The sequence below is a fragment of the Rhodothermales bacterium genome, assembly GCA_013002345.1.
Classification (GTDB): Bacteria; Bacteroidota; Rhodothermia; order Rhodothermales; family JABDKH01; genus JABDKH01.
This window is the reverse complement of record JABDKH010000093.1, coordinates 1-18,974: the sequence shown is the minus strand read 5'-3', so window position 1 is coordinate 18,974 and position 18,974 is coordinate 1. Positions and strand designations below refer to the sequence as shown.

At 57.8% G+C, this 18,974-nt stretch carries 15 protein-coding genes; 4 read left to right on the top strand and 11 right to left on the bottom strand.

The features are described 5' to 3' along the window. The 3 genes from HKN37_04840 to HKN37_04830 all read left to right on the top strand — a co-directional run. Window positions 1–3,293: VCBS repeat-containing protein (locus HKN37_04840; protein ID NNE45970.1), on the top strand; the 3,293-nt coding region annotated here is incomplete at its 5' end. Window positions 3,294–3,304: 11 nt separating this feature from the next. After that, complete coding sequence (locus HKN37_04835) at window positions 3,305–4,426, top strand: carbohydrate-binding family 9-like protein (GenBank protein ID NNE45969.1); 1,122 nt, start codon at window positions 3,305–3,307, stop codon at window positions 4,424–4,426. Between the two features lie 135 nt (window positions 4,427–4,561). Continuing rightward, window positions 4,562–6,352: a Na+:solute symporter gene (locus HKN37_04830; protein ID NNE45968.1), complete on the top strand. Its 1,791-nt coding sequence runs from the start codon at window positions 4,562–4,564 to the stop codon at window positions 6,350–6,352. A 94-nt stretch (window positions 6,353–6,446) separates the two neighbouring features. Here the strand turns inward: HKN37_04830 and HKN37_04825 are convergent, their stop codons facing one another. From HKN37_04825 to HKN37_04795, 7 genes are all read right to left on the bottom strand, one after another. After that, window positions 6,447–6,881: a hypothetical protein gene (locus HKN37_04825; protein NNE45967.1), complete on the bottom strand. Its 435-nt coding sequence runs from the start codon at window positions 6,879–6,881 to the stop codon at window positions 6,447–6,449. A 21-nt stretch (window positions 6,882–6,902) separates the two neighbouring features. Next, on the bottom strand, window positions 6,903–9,425 hold the full coding sequence (locus HKN37_04820) for a family 20 glycosylhydrolase (GenBank protein ID NNE45966.1): 2,523 nt from the start codon (window positions 9,423–9,425) through the stop codon (window positions 6,903–6,905). 107 nt (window positions 9,426–9,532) lie between these two features. Next, a complete protein-coding gene (locus tag HKN37_04815; protein ID NNE45965.1) occupies window positions 9,533–10,684 on the bottom strand; it encodes a glycoside hydrolase family 18 protein in 1,152 nt (383 codons plus the stop codon). Between the two features lie 158 nt (window positions 10,685–10,842). Then, the gene (locus HKN37_04810; protein NNE45964.1) at window positions 10,843–12,000 is read right to left on the bottom strand and encodes a M20/M25/M40 family metallo-hydrolase; all 1,158 of its coding nucleotides are present in this window, start codon (window positions 11,998–12,000) and stop codon (window positions 10,843–10,845) included. 257 nt (window positions 12,001–12,257) lie between these two features. Further along, window positions 12,258–13,079 (bottom strand): ZIP family metal transporter, encoded by an 822-nt coding sequence (locus tag HKN37_04805; protein NNE45963.1) that lies wholly within the window; start codon window positions 13,077–13,079, stop codon window positions 12,258–12,260. A 200-nt stretch (window positions 13,080–13,279) separates the two neighbouring features. Then, window positions 13,280–14,137, bottom strand: coding sequence for a glycoside hydrolase family 16 protein (locus HKN37_04800; GenBank protein NNE45962.1), 858 nt, complete (start codon window positions 14,135–14,137; stop codon window positions 13,280–13,282). Between the two features lie 63 nt (window positions 14,138–14,200). Then, window positions 14,201–15,136: a hypothetical protein gene (locus HKN37_04795; protein NNE45961.1), complete on the bottom strand. Its 936-nt coding sequence runs from the start codon at window positions 15,134–15,136 to the stop codon at window positions 14,201–14,203. 141 nt (window positions 15,137–15,277) lie between these two features. Here HKN37_04795 and HKN37_04790 point away from each other — a divergent pair, with 141 nt between their 5' ends. Next, the gene (locus tag HKN37_04790) at window positions 15,278–15,706 is read left to right on the top strand and encodes a peptidylprolyl isomerase (protein NNE45960.1); all 429 of its coding nucleotides are present in this window, start codon (window positions 15,278–15,280) and stop codon (window positions 15,704–15,706) included. A gap of 24 nt (window positions 15,707–15,730) precedes the next feature. Here HKN37_04790 and HKN37_04785 read toward each other — a convergent pair whose 3' ends face one another. The 4 genes from HKN37_04785 to HKN37_04770 form a co-directional block, all read right to left on the bottom strand. Next, window positions 15,731–16,711: an ornithine cyclodeaminase gene (locus HKN37_04785; protein NNE45959.1), complete on the bottom strand. Its 981-nt coding sequence runs from the start codon at window positions 16,709–16,711 to the stop codon at window positions 15,731–15,733. 4 nt (window positions 16,712–16,715) lie between these two features. Further along, window positions 16,716–17,750: a proline racemase gene (locus HKN37_04780; GenBank protein NNE45958.1), complete on the bottom strand. Its 1,035-nt coding sequence runs from the start codon at window positions 17,748–17,750 to the stop codon at window positions 16,716–16,718. 86 nt (window positions 17,751–17,836) lie between these two features. Further along, window positions 17,837–18,592: a dienelactone hydrolase family protein gene (locus HKN37_04775; protein NNE45957.1), complete on the bottom strand. Its 756-nt coding sequence runs from the start codon at window positions 18,590–18,592 to the stop codon at window positions 17,837–17,839. Window positions 18,593–18,837: 245 nt separating this feature from the next. Beyond that, the coding region (locus HKN37_04770; GenBank protein ID NNE45956.1) for a hypothetical protein at window positions 18,838–18,974 on the bottom strand (137 nt) is incomplete at its 5' end.

Sequence of the window (18,974 nt, the reverse complement as noted above, 5' to 3'; positions counted from 1 at the left end):
GCATCATCTTGCTGGCCGCAATCCTTGTCGGCCTGACGTCGGATGAGCCACTGTTTACGCTCTTGGGCGCAGATCGGACCGGCATCTCTTTCGTCAATACGATTGAGGAGGACGACGAGCGAAATGTCCTCGAGTATGAGTACTTCTACAACGGCGGCGGCGTGGCCGTCGGCGACGTCAGCGGTGACGGCCTGCCCGACCTGTACTTCACCGCCAACATGCGTGAGAATGCCCTGTATGTAAACCAGGGAGAATTTCGATTCTCGGATGAGACTGGCAAGGCGAAGGTCGGTGGCAACGGCGGATGGAACACCGGTGTGACGATGGCCGACGTCAATGCCGATGGGCTCCTCGATATCTACGTTTGCAGATCCGGCATGGACGAACCGGAGTCACGCAGAAATCTCCTCTACATCAATCGTGGCAATCTGAAGTTCTCCGAGCGAGCGGCTGACTTCGGTCTCGACGACCCGTCATATTCAACGCAGGCATCGTTTTTTGATTATGACAACGACGGTGACATCGACCTCTTTCTTGTAAATCATTCGATCAAGCGATACCACCGCTTCGATGTCGAGTGGATGAAGAAGCAGAGAGACCCGTACGCAGGTGATAAGCTGTATAGAAATGACGACGGCCGGTACGTTGACATCAGCGCGGACGCCGGCATCATTGGCAACCCGATCGGATTCGGGCTCAGCGCGTCGATCGGCGATGTGAACGGAGACGGCTGGCTCGACATCTATGTGGCCAACGACTACGTCGAGGACGACTATCTATACATCAATCAGCGCGATGGGACTTTTCGGGAAGACATCCGATCATGGATCGGTCACACGTCCGCCACATCAATGGGCTCGGATATCGCCGACATCAACAATGACCTGCATCCGGATATCTTCGTCCTGGACATGCTCCCTGAGGACAACAAGAGGCAGAAGTTGCTAAAGGGCCCCGATCCCTGGGATCTCCACTACCTCCAACTCGAGTCGGGATACCATCCGCAGTTCATGCGGAACACGCTGCAGCTGAATAGCGGAGACGGGACGTTCAGCGAGATCGCCCAGCTTGCAGGCATCTCGAATACGGACTGGAGTTGGTCGGCTCTACTCGCCGATTACGACAATGACGGCTTCAAGGATCTGTTCGTCACGAACGGCTATATGCGCGATTACACGAACATGGACTTCCTGAAGTACAAGGCGCCCACTTTCTTCGAGGAAGAGCGAAAGCGCGGCGGTGGATCGAATCTGCACCAACTCGTGCGTCAGATGCCATCAACCGAGATCTCCAATTACCTGTTCAGGAACGAGCACGATATGACATTCAGCGACCGGACGAAGGCCTGGGGCCTTGGACAACCGGTCATGTCGAACGGGGCGGCGTATGGAGACCTCGACGCCGACGGAGACCTTGACCTGGTCGTTAACAACGTGAATCGCGAGGCCTACGTTTATCGGAATAATTCTGAAATGAGATCCGCAGCTAACTACCTGCGGATTCGTCTGAAGGGACCGGACGGAAATCGACTGGGGATCGGTGCCAGCGTTTCAGTTACGACTGCGGACGGCATGCGACAGATACAGCACCTCATGCCGACGCGCGGCTACCAGTCTTCCGTTGAGCCGCTGCTACTGTTTGGACTGGGCAGTGCGGAGGCGGCTGGCATCGAAGTTCAGTGGCCGGGCGGTGCGCGGCAATCGATAGCTGAGGCCGCGGCGAACTCGACGATCACGGTCGATATTTCGGATGCCGATTCCGATGTTCAGCCGGAGCATGCCACGGCAACCGAGCCTCAGTTCGTCAAGCTGCCGGATGCGCAGGGCATTGATTTTGTTCATGTTGAAGATCCGTTCGTCGACTATCGTCGGGACCGACTCCTGCCCCACATGCTGTCGCGGCTGGGACCCGCGCTTTCGACCGCAGACGTGAACCGAGATGGCCTGCACGACTTATTCCTCGGAGGGGCGCGCGGACAATCTGGCCAACTCTACATCCAGGCCATCGACGGTACGTTCCGCCCCGTGGACGTGCCTTCATTCGACGAAGATCGCGATTTCGAGGATGTGGACGCCGTGTTCTTCGATGCCGATGACGACGGCGACGCCGACCTGTATGTAGTCAGTGGTGGTAACGACGAGATCGACAGTCTGTCCTCCTATCAGGACCGGCTGTATCTCAACAGCGGATTCGGAGGCTTCTCGCGTGCCGTCGACGCCCTTCCGGACATGCCAACCAGTGGCGCTACGGTCGCTCCGCATGACTTCGACGGAGACGGCGACATCGACCTGTTTGTCGGCGGACGGGTTATTCCCGGACAGTACCCGCTGCCGCCGCGCAGCTACCTCCTCGTGAACGACAAGGGTCAGTTCTCCGACGCCACAGACCGGATAGCTCCACCGATATCAAACATGGGAATGGTAACGAGCGCGACGTGGGGAGACATCAACGGGGACGGTACGCACGAAATGATTGCCGTTGGTGAATGGATGGCCATTCGCGTCTTTGAGAGAACGGGTGACGGCGAGACTATTCGCTTTCATGACATCACGAGTACCGTCGGACTGCAACGAGAGACAGGTTGGTGGAACTGCGTCAAGGCGGCCGATCTTGATGGTGACGGAGACCTTGACATCGTAGCGGGAAATCGAGGCCTCAACGGACAAATGAAGGCCTCTCCCACTCAACCGGCGACGTTGCATGCGGCGGATTTCGACGGCAACGGAGTAGTGGATCCCGTGATAAGTTACTTCATCATGGGTAAGAGCTGGCCGGTCGCGACGCGAGACGAATTGCTCGAACAGATCACGATGTTGAAGAAGAAATACACGGACTATGAGTCGTACTCGGCCGCGACGCTGCAGGATATATTCTCGGAGGACCAGCTCGCCGACGCGCTGAAGCTCGACGTCACCGGGTTCGCGACGGTCGCTTTTGAGAACCTCGGAACGGGTACCTTTCGCCCGGTGGAACTGCCGATCGAAGCGCAATTTGCTCCGGTGCAGGACATGATCGTTGCTGACTTCAATAGAGACGGCCTCAAGGATCTTTTGATTGCAGGCAACGACTTCGGAAACCGCGCAGAAGAGGGACGATATGATGCCGGCCGCGGGCTATTCCTCGTCGGACTCGGTAATATGAAATTCCGAACCGTGCTTTCTCGTGACAGCGGTTTCTTCGCTCCATGGGACGTCCGAAGACTTCGACTCGTAAGCACGCGGATCGGAACGATGGTGCTGGTCGCCAACAACGATGACGGTGTCGCAGCATTTGGCGTGCTTGCTCCAAAATGACTCCCCCACACATGATGCGTGAGAATCACAGTACCGCACCACAGCAGGGTACAGCACTGCTGGTCACCTGCATGGCGTGCTTGAGCCTGACTTTGGTCACCGTCCAGGCGCAGGACTGGGGTACAATGGGGCCGATTACACCCAGGGGCTACGTGTGCTATCGCGCCATCGAACCCATTCGAATCGATGGAAGGCTCACCGATATCGCCTGGCAGGACGCGGCATGGACACAGTTTTTCGTAGATATTCGAGGCGAAGACTGGCCTTCACCGCGCCACAGAACGCGTGCGCGGCTCCTGTGGGACGATGACTACCTGTATGTATCTGCTCTGCTCGAAGAGCCGCATGTCTGGGGTCGTCTCGTGGAAAGGAACGCGGTGATTTTCTATGACAATGACTTCGAGATATTCATCGATCCCGACGGTGACAATCACCTGTACTACGAGTTCGAGGTGAACGCACTGAACACGATCTGGGAGCTCACGCTCGACCGCCCCTATAAGGATGGCGGGCCTGCTACGCACGGCACAAATATTCCGGGCCTGCGCTCGGCCGTTCACGTGGAAGGAAGCTTGAATGCTCCGTGGGACACCGACCAGTTCTGGTCGGTCGAGGTGGCCATCCCGTGGTCCGGACTCGAACGTTACAGCTCGCGTCCCGTGCCACCCGCCGATGGCGAGCAGTGGCGGATAAATTTCTCCCGTGTACAGTGGCAGCACGAAGTCGTCGACGGCCTATATCAGAAGTTGGCAGACACGAGCGAGGACAACTGGGTGTGGTCTCCGCAGGGAATTGTCGACATGCACCGGCCGGAGCGCTGGGGATTTGTTCAGTTCTCAACGGCGGAGCCGGACAGCGCCAGCTTTGTCCCCGATCCGTCGCTCGCGACTCGCGATCTACTGATGAGGGTGTACCATGAACAGAAGCGGTTCCGTGAGACGAATGGCCGATGGGCAACCGCTCTTGAGGAACTGGACCTGGATGAACTCGGGCGAACCGGCAGACAACCTGGAGTCGTTCGTTTCGAAGTGACCGGTGACACATTCATCGTCGAGGCCACCTACACGACCGCGGATGGTCAACGCCTGAAATATTCGACCAACGCGGAGTCAAAGATCTGGCGGTCACCCTGATATCCGCCGGCCACTTAATCTGAGTCGGACCCCCGACCCCGGATTCTGTGACGCTTCTTTGGTATCATAAGGCGGACCGGCCAGCGCACTCAGGAACCGGTCCCGCGTCCTGCAACCCTGAAGAGTGGAGTCGCCATGGTCTTGCACGCCATAGACTGGTTTTCGGTCATTCTTTTCTTCGTCATCTCGCTGGCGATCGGCATCGGCGTCTCCAGAAAGGCGGGCAAGAACTCGTCCGAATTCTTCCTGTCCGGTCGCAACATGCCATGGTGGTTGCTCGGCGTATCGATGGTGGCCACGACGTTTTCGGCCGACACGCCCAACCTCGTAACCGACATTGTCCGCCAGCGCGGAGTAGCCGGGAACTGGGTCTGGTGGGCTTTCTTGCTTACGGGCATGCTGACCGTGTTCGTGTATGCAAAACTCTGGCGTCGGTCGGAAGTGCTGACGGACCTGGAGTTCTATGAGATCCGGTACAGCGGTAAAGCAGCAGCCTTCCTGCGAGGATTTAGAGCGCTATATCTGGGCGTTTTCTTCAACGTCCTGATCATGGCGACCGTATCGCTTGCGATGATCAAGATCGCCGGCGTCATGCTGGACCTGACGCCGGTAAAGACCCTGCTTATCGCTTCCGTAGTAACTGTTGCCTACAGTGCACTTGGCGGTTTGCGGGGAGTTCTGATCACCGACTTCTTTCAGTTCTTCATCGCGATGATTGGAGCGATCGGGGCGGCGATCATCGCTGTCAATCTGCCCGAGGTTGGAGGGCTCAATGCACTGCTAACCCACGAGAATGTCCTTCCCAAACTGAATCTGTTGCCGGACTTTTCGGACACCCAGGCGGTTATCAGCCTGCTCATTCTTCCGCTGGCGGTTCAGTGGTGGAGTGTGTGGTACCCGGGGGCGGAACCGGGCGGCGGCGGGTATATCGCGCAGCGGATGCTGTCGGCCAAGACAGAAAGACATGCGATCGGCGCGACGCTCTTCTTCAATGCAGCCCACTATGCGCTGAGGCCATGGCCGTGGATCGTCGTCGCGCTATGTTCCATCGTTGTCTTTCCAGACCTCGCCTCACTGCAGGCAGCGTTCCCGAATGTTGACGCGTCGGTTATCGGACACGACCTCGCCTATCCGGCCATGTTGACGTACCTGCCCCACGGACTGTTGGGGCTGGTCGTCGCGTCGCTGATTGCTGCTTTCATGTCGACGATCTCCACGCATCTCAACTGGGGATCGTCGTACGTGGTCAACGACTTCTACACGCGCTTTGTAAATCCCGGGGCTGACGATAAGGCCCAGGTGCGGGTCGGGCGCCTCTCGACCGTCGGTCTGATGGTTCTCGCCGCCCTCCTCGCACTCGCGTTGAGCAATGCCCTTCAGGCGTTCAACATCTTGCTGCAGATTGGAGCAGGAACGGGGCTCATCTTCATTCTCCGCTGGTTCTGGTGGAGGATCAATCCATGGAGCGAAATCACAGCTATGGTGGTTTCCTTCCTTGTTGCCGTGTATTTCCAGTTCGTGCACGTGTCCCTTGGACTAGCCGAGGTCTCCGGCCATCTGCAATTACTGGTCGGCGTCGCCATCACAACCGTTGCCTGGGTGGCAGTAACGCTGGTAACGAAGCCGTCCGACGCGGAAACACTCTACTCGTTCTATAATCTCGTTCGACCCGGGGGGCCCGGCTGGGAGCGAATCGTTCAGAAGGCCGGCAGAGACGGAGTAGAACTGAAGGGTCTCGGAGCCGCGTGGGAGGTACCGATTGAGATACTGTGCATGCTCTTCGGGGCGTTCACCATCTACGGTGCACTGTTCTCCGTCGGTTTCGTGATCTACGGAAATCTTGGGCCAGGCCTGGTCCTGGCGACGGTGGCGATCCTGTCCGGAGCTCTCGTGTTCAGGTTGTGGAGGAAACTGAGAGTCACGTAGGCACCTGGATTCACGTCGTATCCGGCCGGATACCCATCAGTCCAACATGGAATGGCGCGGCCGGGAAACTTCCGTGAGCTCCGAAGCGCTCGAGCTATCGACCGGACTTCGTCCGAACGACAATGGCGCCGTGCGGGTGATCCGGCGGCCCGAACTGGATGGCCTCACCTGTCGAGTAGTGCTGAATCTCTTTCACGTTCTGGGCTGATATAGTCCGCAGCACCTCGGGATCGCCCATGCGGTTGCGGTCTTCGTACACAACGATGTAGTCCACAGGGCCGGACCCTGGTGACAGGCTCACATTGCCACGCTGCCGAAGCCATTGCGGACGCAATTGTTCGACAATCTGATACGCGCTGCTGAACGTCGAACCCCACTGTACAAGCTCCTCTTCGCTTATAATGTCGCGACTCTCACCCGATCCACTCGAGCCGGTGGTCGCGCATGAGGCGAGTCCGAACAGCAATACCGACACAGCCAGCGTCACTATTCGACGTGATGATCTTCGAAGTCGGGGCCGGGCATGCATACGAGGTACCTGTCTACTCTCCTAAATGCTTGATACGTCCACTCGTACAACTCGGCTCCCCCGACCTCGCCGATTGAACGTTCGCAGCCGGACGGGACCGCTCACCTCCACCGGACCCGTATAGAGGGCAGATGTAGCCTCGGGTATCGAGCCGTCAGTCGTATAGCGAATCTCGAGACCCGGAAATGCGACGTTAGCCTTCAGCAGACGTGCCTCAATCACGGCACCGGGTGGTGGAATTCTGTATCCGACTTCGCCGAATGTGACGTCAAGTCTGGGGAGCTCACGACTGCCGAGTCGATTTGCAAACTCGTTCCACGCCGCATCAAGGGCGGAATCTCTTTCGCGCATCGTCGGGGCCTTCGACCAGGAAGGTTGAGGAGCCCATGCGCGCTCGGCCAGGCCGATGAGTTTCGGAAACGCGAGGTACTCCATCATTCCGGATCCTTTCGCATTCTCGCCCCACAGCTGCCCTTGAACGCCAAGGATATTGGACCGACCCCGTTCTGTCAGCACTTCCTTATCCGAATAAATGGACTGGGAGATCGGGTTGCCCATCAGGTCTTCCTTGCCGCTTCGGTACAGATCGTATGGCTCCAGTTCAAACGGCTTGCGCGTATCCACGTACCCGGCCCAGTAATAGCCGGGCTCGTCCGGATGCTTGTCATAGGCCAGATCGAAATACAGGTTGCTTGCACTCGATAGAACAATGTCGAAACCAGCGTTCGCAAGACGGTAGCCGAGTTCCTCCGATCCGGCTCCCCAGATGCTGTTCCAGACGTAGGGCCGAATCCCCTTCTCGAGCAGCGTGACATCCGGCTTCTTGCCTGAATGGCCGCCGGCCTCATCCACGTACAGTGCCACTTCTTCCCAGCCGGCCGTCGCCAGTCCGTGCCCCGAGATGATGTTGTTCAGTTTGTCCAGGAAATACGAGGGCAGGTGTTTGTCACCTTCTGCGGCCATGAGTTCGGCGCACGCCGGAGATTTCGACCAGACACCTGCCGGTACTTCGTCACCACCTGTGTGAATGGTCGTCAGCGGGACTTCAGCCTCGTCATACATGTCGACGACATCCTGCACGACATGCTCCAGAAAATCATACGTCGAAGACATGCATACATCGATGACATTATCGTTCCAGTGCTGAACCGACATGTACTTAGATTCGTCATCGGGATGCGTCAGCATGTACTCGACCGCTGCATCCTCTTGTCCCGCAGCCATCAGGCGACGATGCCTCTCCTTCATGGACACGATCGCGGCTCGTGCATGTCCCGGAACATCGATCTCAGGGATGACCTCGATGTGCCGCTCATGAGCAAAGCGCAGTATCTCCTTGTAGTCCTCTCTCGAATAGAAGCCGCTTCCGTTGGAGACCCGCGGATCGGGGTCCGGACCTGAGCCGAACGACGGAACCAGGTGATCACTTTCGTCGGCTGTGTGCCCGCGGAACGCCCCGACGTCAGTGAGCTCCGGCAGACCGGCAATTTCCAGGCGCCAGCCCTCGTCGTCCGTGAGGTGAAAGTGAAACCTGTTGAGCTTGTAGAACGACATCACGTACAGCAACTTCAGTACGCTTTCCTTCGACTGAAAATTCCGTGCGACGTCGAGATGCATTCCGCGATAGCCGAAGCGTGGCGCATCCAAAATCCGCACTGCCCGTACTCTGGCTTCCCCGGTATCCCGGACTTCAGGATCAATCAACGCCAGTAGGCTCTGGATGCCGTAGAAGACACCGGCCCCGCTGGCTCCCACGATGTCGATCCCGTCCGCAGGATCCACGAGGAGTGTGTAGCGTTCGTCGTCCGCACCGCTCAGATTCGCGTCGGTAGCTTCTTGCAGGCGCAGACGAATCAGGCTGCGATCATCGTCGAGGGTTTCCGAGACGGCCGGCGCGATGCCGATGAAATCGAACAGGCGGTCGGCGAGCAACTCGGCCTCCCCTCGTAGTTCCTGCGGAGCGCTGATGGTCAAGCCCGCACTCAGTTCTACCTCTCCATCAGACCACTCCACCATAATCGGCGTCGGAGTGACGGGCATGACCTCGGCGGGCGCCAACGATGTAATCGCGCGGTTGCGGGCGTAGTCCAGATCCGGAGTCTGCACCGGCTTGTTGTCGCTTGATCCTCGATCCGTCTGCCGCTCGTCAAGGAAGGGCTCGATCTCGACCTCGACGGACTTGATTGCCGGTCTGGCAGACGACTCGTCACCGATCACGATGTAGGCACCGGCAGGACCGTCGGTCGCCCCCACAGCCCAGGCGGCCGACCGGAACTCTACTTGCACCGAGTCGCCGGGCTGAAGCGAGCCGAAATTGTCGCGGGGTCGAATCCTGAAGAGATCTCCATTGACGTGTTCAATCGTCAGAGGAGGCGTCACGGACTCTGAATCCACGACCCTCAGGAAATTGAAATAGATCGTCCATTCTGACTCCAGAGGCACGGACGTGCTGTTGATCAGCGTGAGCCTCGAACTGAATCCGGCGTCAAGATGATTGTCCAGAACGCCCCAGCGGAGCAGAAGCTGTTCGTTCTCAGCGTTCATGATCTCGCATCCGGATAGACCGAATGAAGTCGATAGGAAAGATGCCAGTAGACTGAAGTATAGAGTTCGTTTGCTCACACCGAGTCCTGTAGATGTTTGGTGAGTGGCTACCGAAGATGATAATCAAGAGTTCTCAGGAGGGCACCCGTCGTATCTGCACTGTGCTCCCAGAACATGACTCCGCCGAGGCCTTCGTCCTTGACGAATTGAACTTTCTTCCGAAGAGATACCGTATCGTCATATGTGATAAACGTACCCGTGTCGTCGTTCCACAGATACGGTGCCTGAGCGTCCTCATCCCACTGTCGGACGAAACCCTGACCGCTGCCTTCCAGACCGGCGATCGAGTGGTAGGGCAGGCCGAAAACGCTGTCGCTGGCCGGCTGATTCAGTCCACGCACGCCGGCCCATCCGCGTCCATAGAAAGCTACTCCCAGCACGAGTTTATCACCAGGCACGCCCGCGCGGCGATGCTCGTCAACGGCGCGATCCGATCCCCGGTTTGAGCCTCCCTCGCCGGCCGGTGCCCTTAAATTTGTGTGGTGCCATACTGTATCCGTCCATGTGCCGGAGAAATCGTAGGTCATGATATTGATGAAATCAACATATCGATGAGCCGTACCAAGATCCGTATGGTCCAGGTAGGTCTGACTGGCTCCACTCGCGATGGTTAGCAGATAGTGACGACTAGCGTCACCGTCCTCGGAGGCTGCACGGCCGAGATGCTCGCGAAGCGTCTTCAGCATCAACGTAAAGTTCTCGCGGTCCTCCGGTCGATGGGTGTTGCCGGCTCCCGGCTGACCCGGATACTCCCAGTCCAGGTCGACGCCATCAAGTCCGTTCTGCATCATGTACTCGACAGCCGATCGGGCGAATCTCTCTCGGTTCTCTTGCGTCAGTGCGGCATCCGAGAATCCTTCCGAGCGACTCCATCCACCAATCGAGATAAGGATGGCCAGCGTCGGGTTGGCCGACTTCAGGGAACGCAGGTATGCGAGATTGACGGAGTCGGCTGACGTGGGAGGCACAACTTCGCCGTTTTCAATATGAGTGAATGCGTAGTTGATGTGTGTCAAACGTCCAGCATCCACGGCGAAGGGCGGGCTCCCGCGCCCTCCAAAAACATAACCCACAATCTTGAAGTCAGCGGCTGCTCTCTCCCCGCTGCAACCCGCGAGCATCAGCAGGGCAAGAAAAAAAACGACAGCGCCCGACAGGCTTGAGGCAGGTGCTGGGCGAGATTCGAAACCAGTATTCATGGTTGAAACACCTCCGGGCTACATGCAGATCGATTCGATAAACGCCACCGCTTCTCCAGAAATAATACCGGACAGATCAGGGCGTGACTATCGGGGAAAACCCGGCAACGCAGTCATTCGCTTTCCCGCACCGGCATTACGGCGTCCGCGACCCACAATTATCGCGTCAGACGATAGATAAGAACGGCGGCCCGCTTGATGGCAAGAGGAATCGTCCGAAGGTCGACTGTCTCGTACAGTGTATGGCCGCCAGACCCTCCAGCCCCCAGGCCATCGACGGCGTCGACGTACTCAGCAACGAAGGACACATCCGCAGCGCCTCTCTGCAGCGGATCGAGCGCAACAATCGGATCGTAGCCAAGATCAACACTTACGTCGCTCAGACTCTTCAGAAGACGCTTGTTGCCCGAAGTCGGACCCATCGGAGGGAAGGAGTCATCAAACGTAATCTGCGCAGACGTCTGCGGAAGGTGCGCGGCGACGATGGCCTGCATCCGTTCCTGCGTGCGCTTCAATTGATCGATAGAGACCGCCCGCAGGTCACCGTCTACAATCACGGTTTCTGGAATGACATTGGACTTCCCGAAGGCGGTTCCTGTCGAAAGTTGCTTGTCGTACTCGACGCGCGTACCACCCAGTATGATACCCGCACCGAATGTGAGGTAGTCTTCACCGCGAATGTCCGCATAGAAGCCATGCAGTATGCGTGCCGCCTCGAAGATGGCTCCCGCCCCGTCGCTGTCGGAGAAGATTCCGGAGGAATGCGCCCGCTTTCCTTTCACCGTGAGTTGCCATCCACTGAAACCCCGGCGAGCGATGGTACCCGTCGATCCCGCCATGCCTTCGAATCCCAGGGCGACATCACTCCTCTTGCCAATCTCTTGCAGACCCTTTCTGGAAATCGAGACAGGCCGGCCCGCGTATTCTTCGTCGCCCATCAGGGCCACGACAATCTGCGTTTCGTCGAGTGCACCTGCTGCATGAAGGGCCTTGAGAGCATACAGGATAACGATGTCTCCCCCTTTCATGTCCTCCACGCCCGGTCCCTTTGCCGTTGAGTCGTCGATCTGCTCATATCGCTGAAACGGGCTGTCCTCCTCAAATACGGTGTCGAGATGCCCGATCAACAGTACCCGCTTGCCACGGGTGCCCGAACGTTCGGCGTACAGGTTGCCGGCGCGCTTCATTTCCGGTGGATACTCTTCCCAACTGGTCTCAAAGCCGATCTCTTTCAGCTTTGCCTCGAAGATGCTCCCCACTTCACGAACGCCCTTCGCGTTCATGGTCCCGCTGTTGATGTTCACGATCTGTTCCAGCAGGTCGACAGCCTCTTCGGTGTGGTTGTCGACGTAGTCAACAATCGCTGCTTCGGGCCCGGAGAGTTGAGCTCGCGCGTCGACGGGAAGTATCGCGATGAAAAAAGCCAGAGATAGGTACGGGAGGCATCTGGTCATGATCTTAGTCGGAATGATTGTAGTCGAATCAACGAAATTTAAGACGAGTTGACCGGCCTGCCATCCGATCATCGGTTTTGAACAGAGATCTGGATGCGTCTGATTGTGGGTGGATCGCCCTACCCCAGGGCAACATCCAGGACCATCATCACGACGAAGCCCACCAGAGTCCCGGTTGTCGCAAGGTCTGCGTTACCGTGATAATGAGATTCGGGGATCAGTTCCTCAACAACAACATAGATCATTGCGCCGGCTGCGAATGCCAGGGCGTAGGGCAGGATCGGCTGAAAAACAAGCACCGCAGCCGCGCCGGTAACGGCCGCCACCGGCTCGACGATTGCGGACAGTTGGCCGTACCAGAAGCTCTTGAGTCTTGAGGCGCCCTGGCCACGCAACGGCAACGCTACCGCGATGCCTTCGGGAAAATTCTGAATTCCGATTCCAATGGCCAGCGCAACGGCTGCAGCGAGCGATGCCCCGCCATCGGCCTGCATTCCCACGGCTACGGCGCCGAACGCCACACCGACAGCCAGTCCTTCCGGAATATTGTGCAGCGTGATCGCCAGCACGAGCAGTGTCGCCCGCTCCCATGAGGTTTTGATCCCCTCAGCCTGCCGAACCGGGAGGCCCGGGTGCAGGTGGGGCAGCACGGCGTCGGCCATCCTGAGGAATGCACCGCCGAGCACGAATCCAACGGTCGCGGGCAGCCATGCCGGAATACCCTGCATCTGTGCCATGCTGATAGCCGGCGACAGCAGCGACCAGAAGCTTGCGGCTATCATCACGCCAGCCGCAAAGCCGAGCATGACGTCGAGGACTTTCTGCGAGACACCCCGCGTGAAGATGACGAGGGCCGCCCCCAGAGCCGTGATCGACCAGGTAAATAACCCCGCAAAAAGACTCTGTGTAACAGGGCCGTACTGCGCAAACCACTCAAGCATGTCCACCCTCACTGCTGATCCGCATCTCGCGCGATATCGCTCGCCTTCATGCCGCCTTTCCGCCAATCAGGAACGAGCTTCGACCGGCCCGTTCTGCTGTAAAGATAGACCCGATTGGTCGCCGGATCCGCACACAACTTCCGATGAATCGTCAGGTTGACCCCGCGACTCGGCGCCGCACGAGGCGACCAGGTCATCTGCTACTGGGCATCAGGCTTTTGATATACTCTCACGTATTCGACTTCCATGGACTGGGGAAATGTTGTGGTGCCATCCGGCGCCCCCACGAAATTCCCTCCAACCGCGACATTCAACAGCAGATGAAAGCGCTGGTCAAACGGCGCCGGGAACGGAGCCGAAACCGTGTTCCATTCGGTCTGTACCTGGTAGGGCACGTCGTCCACATACCACAACATCCGACCTTCAGACCATTCCAGAACGAACGTGTGAAACGAATCCGTGAAAAAGCCGGATGGTAGCGAGTACGCTCCTCCGCTACTCTGGTTGTTGGGAAAGGTGTCACCGTAGTGCAATGTGCCGAGAACCGTGCGGGGGGCCTGGCCCTGCGCCTCCATGATATCAATTTCTCCGGATGCCGCCCACCCTCCGTACGTCCCGTCCGTAGGTAGCAACCAGATCGCCGGCCAGAACCCCTGGCCCGGAGGCAGCTTGGCGCGAATCTCAAACCGACCGTACTTCCAGTCCCCTTTGTTTGCTGTCCGGACGCGTGCCGACGTGTAATCCCTGCCGCCGACCGACTCGCGCTCTGCTGTGATTACCAGCTTGCCGTCCTCGACTGAAGCGTTCGTCGTCGTGTAGGATTGAAGTTCATTGTTGCCCCACCCGCACAGTCCGATGTCGCAGCCATCGCCAACCTGGAAACTCCACTTCCCCGTGTCCACGCGGTCGCCTTCGAACTCGTCATTCCAGACCAGTTGCCAGTCGCCGATGGTCTGAGGAACTCCGTCATCGTCGTCGTCCTGCACCGCGGTTGAGTTGTCGCACGCGGCCGAAAAGGAAACCAGAACAATCAGTAATCCCGACCAAAACACTCTCATCGTGTCGACACCATTCTCTTCTTTAGTGCTGAAGTACGTTATCCGATTCGAGCGACACCGTCGCTACTCTGCCGGAAGCCTCACAAACACGGCAGCCTGCTCGAACGCCGGGTCGGTCGTCAATCGGCGCACGTCTGTCCCGTCCGCGTTCATGAGATAGATATCATAATTCTGTTCTTCCGGGTTCGCACCATCGTACGCGATCAGAGTTCCGTCCGGGGACCATGAATGCCAGCCCTCCTCCTGGTCGTCGGGCGTGAGTTGACGCAGGCCGCTCCCATCCGGGTTGATCACGAAGATGCTGTAATTATCGTTCTGGAAGGATGTGTAGGAGATCACATTCTGGTTCGACTCCCAGAAAGGCGGACCGGCATGCAAATAGCGATCGGTCAATTTCGCATTGGAATCGGGATAGTGCGTCAGCTGTCGCAGGCTGTCCCCTGTGTCGGTCATTATCCAGATTTCATCCAACCCGCTCTCTCCTGATCTGAAAGCGATGTGCCGTCCATCCGGAGAAAAAACTGGATCGGTGATGAGATGGGCACCGGTGGAAAGCACGACGTCGAGCTCTTTGCCATCGCGGTCGATTAACACCAGTGAGCGGACATCGAAAACGTTGGTGGTCACGAGAAACTCCGAAGCGTCTTTCCGGATGCCGATCCAGGAATCGTGAACACGCTCCGGGTAGATCTTGCGCACGTTCTCGCCGTTCGCATCCATTTCGTAGAGAAACAGCGTCCGGTGTGTCGTATCACGGTCTGACACGAAAAACAAGCGGTCGCCAACGGCCGCATAGATCCAATCGACGCCTTCGCGGTTCGTGATATTTCGCGACTCCGTGCCGTCGAGGTTCATGACATGCACGTCATAGGTGTCGGCAGCCGGATCGACCAGTACGTTGTACGCGAGGACCAGCTTGCCGTCACTTTTTGGTGCGTCGTCGGTAGCGCGGCAGCCGGCCAAAGCGACTATCGCGAAGATCAAAAGGATGACTTTCATAACCGCCTCAGGATCGGGGGACGAATCGTGTCAAATTCGATCAAAGAATACGCCGTAGCGAGCAAGTGACGAAGAACTTGGACATTTCTTAACCAGTCCAATCGTATCCTCTCGCCCCAGTTGATCCACAGACAGATGATTATGAAAGTAGCGGAGAACGGTAATACCGTTAAGGTGCATTACACGGGCCGCCTCGAAAACGGCGACACCTTTGATTCGTCCGAAGGCGGCGACCCGCTAGAGTTTACTATTGGTGAGCAGCAGGTCATCACCGGGTTCGAATCTGCCGTTATCGGAATGCCTGTGGGTGAGACAAAGACTGTCATCATTGAGGCAGCGGAGGCATATGGCGAGCCGATATCCGACCTGGTGACGTCCGTCGAGCGGGACCGATTTCCGGACAATGTAGAGTTGGTCGTCGGACAGGGATTTGTCGTCGGTCATGCGGACGGCGAGGAAATGATGGTCATCGTCACCGAAATGACTGATACGCATGTGACGATTGATGCCAATCATCCCCTGGCCGGGAAAGACTTGACGTTTGAGATCACGTTGGACGAGATCACGTGATCTTGCGGTCGGCACGCTGAACGCCTAAAGGGTTACGATCGTACCCAGATTCTGATCGACGGAGCTGTCGAACACAAACCTCGCGGCTGCCACGTCCTGAACCGCGTTCCCTACGGATTTAAAGAGGGTGATGTCGGTCTGGGATCGCCGACCCTTCGCCCGACCTGCCGCAATCTCTCCCAGCTCAGCTCGCACGTCGCCGGCCTGCATCAAGCCGGCCTGGATCGTCTGCACCAGTTCCCCCGCCTCCTGCAAGCAGGCATCACGTTGATCCACGACGACGATCGCGCCGGCAACAAGTTCGTGTGGGATTTCGATGGTGTCGGGACTGAACGATCCAATGGCGTTTATGTGTGCGCCCGGTTTGACGTTGTTCGCGTCGAACACAGGATCGATCGAGGTCGTGGCGGTGCAGATAATGTCCGCGTTCCGAAGCTCCGTGGGAGACTCAGCACAGACGACGCGGATGCCCAGCCGAGCCGACATCTGTTCGGCAAACGTCTCGGCGCTGTCCTCAGGGCGAGAGTAGACATAAGCAATATCCAGATTGCGCACTTCAGCGATGGCTTCAAGTTGCGTCTCTGCCTGTGGTCCTGCGCCGAAGATTGCAGCCACGGATGAGTCGGCATTGGCCAGTAGATCTGTTGCCAGCCCGGAGGCCGCACCCGTACGGATGGCCGTCAGCCGTTCCGCATCCATCATCGCCACGGGTTCACCGGTATCGTCATTGATAACGATCATCAACCCCTGGATCGTCGGCAGAGAACGCGCCGGATTGCGATCCTGAATTGAGACAATCTTCAGTCCGATACTGGATTCATTCGGAAGATGGCCCGGCATGATCAAGACGCCGCACCCGGTCTTTTCGGCATCGATCCTCGTCCTCAGCGGGACGTGCGCCTCCCCTGCCGACAGCTGCACGAACGCATCCCGCATCAGGTCGATAGCGGTCTTCATGGAGAGCACCGCTGCGACATCATCACCCGAAAGGACACGGATTTTCATAGCGCTATCGAAGAAGGAATCCCGTCGACATCGGGTCGGCGGGATCTATGACAAACTCGTGACGGCCCGTGATGAACGCACGACCCTCTACCTCGGGAATAATCGCGTCGCGTCCTCCGAATGAGTCTTCCGACACGGCCCTGACACGAAATCGACTCCCGATAATACTCTCGATCTCGATCCAGTTGCCAAGTTCGATCTCACGACGCGCATGATGAATGGCAGCGCGGGCGCTGACACCGGTGCCCGTCGGACTTCGGTCTACCTCGCCATCTGCGAATACACATACGTTGCGACTGTGCACACCTTTGGTGCTCACAGGTGCAGTGAAAATCGTTCCATACAGGAATCCAAGATCCTCGTCGTTCGGATGCGAAATCGTTCTGCTTCTTGTTATGGCACGCTTGATGGCCATTCCGGTATCTATCAGCGCGCGGTAGTTGTCCGGGGTACAATCAAGTCCGACATCCGCGGCGTTCACGATGGCGTAGTACGCGCCACCGAACGCAAGATCGTAGCGCACTTCTCCGAGCCCCGCAATGGAGATGTATTCGTCCAGACCTTCGACGTAGGAGGATACGTTGGTGAACGTCACCTTCTCCACTCTGCCGTCTCGAGTGTGCCCCCTGGCTGTAACGAGACCGGCCGGCGTGTCGATTCGGATTTCCGTCTCAGATCCCGTGATCGGCATCACTCCAGTCTCCAGGACGACAGTGACGATTGCGATGATGCCGTGACCGCACATCGTGGAGTATCCCTCGTTGTGGAGGAACAGCACTCCGAAGTCAGCATCTGCTGTTGCCGAAGGAATAATGAGGCAGCCATACATATCGGCGTGTCCACGCGGCTCCCACATCAACATCTTGCGGAGATGATCATGGTGGTCTCTGACGTAGCGTCGCACATCCAGAACGGCGCCCTTTGTCAGATCCGGGAATCCATCGACCACGACACGCAGCGGTTCTCCGGCGGTGTGCGCGTCAATGGAGACGATGCGCGGCCACTGCGACGGGGCTTGCCAGGTAACAGCAGGATTCAGGTCCACTTCAGATCACCGATAAAGGCGCAAGTGGACTTCGTCAAAACGTAATCCAGATATCCGGTGGAATACTTGGACATAGTTGACTAGTCTGAGAAGGCGTCAGCGAAGAATGCTTTCATCTTGTCCCACGACTGACGATCGGCGTCAGGGTTGTACGCCAGCGGAAGCTCGAATCGTGCAGCGGCTGAGTCCGCAGCGGGATTTGTGAAACCGTGTGTGGCGTCATCATAGACCACGACTTCGTAGTCAGCTCCGGCCGCATCCATCTCATTTCGGAAGGCTTGCACCTGCTCGGCAGGAGCCATCGGATCCAATCCGCCATGAAGCACGAGAATGCTTCCTGAGATGGCTCCCCTGGCAGCTGGCGCGGCCGTGCCAAGTCCGCCATGGAAACTGGCTACGCCGTCGAGATCGACACCTCTCCGGGCCATCTCCAGAACGACGCTACCACCGAAGCAGTAGCCTATAGCTCCGATGCGTTCGGCGTCAATCGTCTCGTGTCTTGCCAGAAGCGCTCGAGCTGCTTCGAAGCGCGCACGAGCTTCGTCCATGTCGCTGCCGATCTGTTGTGCGAACGCCATAGCGTCGTCGGGATGCTCGGCTGTCTTGCCGTCGCCGTACATGTCGATGGCCAGTGCGGTGTAACCGAGCTCAGCAAGCATCTCCGCGCGCCGACGACTGTATTCGTTGTGACCCCACCATTCGTGCACGACAAGCACTCCAGGCCTCTGGCCGTCGATCGACGAGTCATAGGCGAGATAGCCCTTCATCGTAACGTCGCCGGACGTATAGTCGATCTGTTGTGTGACAATCGAAGTTGCCGCGGAATCGTCAGCCATGTCCGGACGCTCCGCGTCTGTACACGCAGCGAGCAGCAGAATACTGATCGAATACAACCATAAGTTTTTGTTGTGCATAGAGTTATGGGATCTTTGGCTCATGTTAAGCGACAGTGTGTAGCACAAAATATACGCAGGCTCCGGTGCCTGTGCGTGGCGTTCGTATCACCACACGGGAATCGCGGACGGTCGGAATCGAAGACCCCGGCAGCATTCGTCGATTCAGTCCGGCTCGTCAGCGTCCACTACTCCCAGATTCCTGCCGGCGCCTGATACACCTGGCCGCCCTTCATCACAAAGACGACATCGTGCAGTGTCGTGATGTCGTCGATTGGATTCGCGCGAACGGCGATGAGATCGGCGAACTTACCGACCTCGATAC

Excerpts from the sequence above, each read along its gene's own strand:
- HKN37_04835 (NNE45969.1), top strand. The coding sequence starts at position 3,305 with ATGATGCGTGAGAATCACAGTACCGCACCACAGCAGGGTACAGCACTG.
- HKN37_04830 (NNE45968.1), top strand. The coding sequence starts at position 4,562 with ATGGTCTTGCACGCCATAGACTGGTTTTCGGTCATTCTTTTCTTCGTC.
- HKN37_04825 (NNE45967.1), bottom strand. The coding sequence starts at position 6,881 with ATGCATGCCCGGCCCCGACTTCGAAGATCATCACGTCGAATAGTGACG.
- HKN37_04820 (NNE45966.1), bottom strand. The coding sequence starts at position 9,425 with ATGAACGCTGAGAACGAACAGCTTCTGCTCCGCTGGGGCGTTCTGGAC.
- HKN37_04815 (NNE45965.1), bottom strand. The coding sequence starts at position 10,684 with ATGAATACTGGTTTCGAATCTCGCCCAGCACCTGCCTCAAGCCTGTCG.
- HKN37_04805 (NNE45963.1), bottom strand. The coding sequence starts at position 13,079 with ATGCTTGAGTGGTTTGCGCAGTACGGCCCTGTTACACAGAGTCTTTTT.
- HKN37_04800 (NNE45962.1), bottom strand. The coding sequence starts at position 14,137 with ATGAGAGTGTTTTGGTCGGGATTACTGATTGTTCTGGTTTCCTTTTCG.
- HKN37_04795 (NNE45961.1), bottom strand. The coding sequence starts at position 15,136 with ATGAAAGTCATCCTTTTGATCTTCGCGATAGTCGCTTTGGCCGGCTGC.
- HKN37_04790 (NNE45960.1), top strand. The coding sequence starts at position 15,278 with ATGAAAGTAGCGGAGAACGGTAATACCGTTAAGGTGCATTACACGGGC.
- HKN37_04785 (NNE45959.1), bottom strand. The coding sequence starts at position 16,711 with ATGAAAATCCGTGTCCTTTCGGGTGATGATGTCGCAGCGGTGCTCTCC.
- HKN37_04775 (NNE45957.1), bottom strand. The coding sequence starts at position 18,592 with ATGGCTGACGATTCCGCGGCAACTTCGATTGTCACACAACAGATCGAC.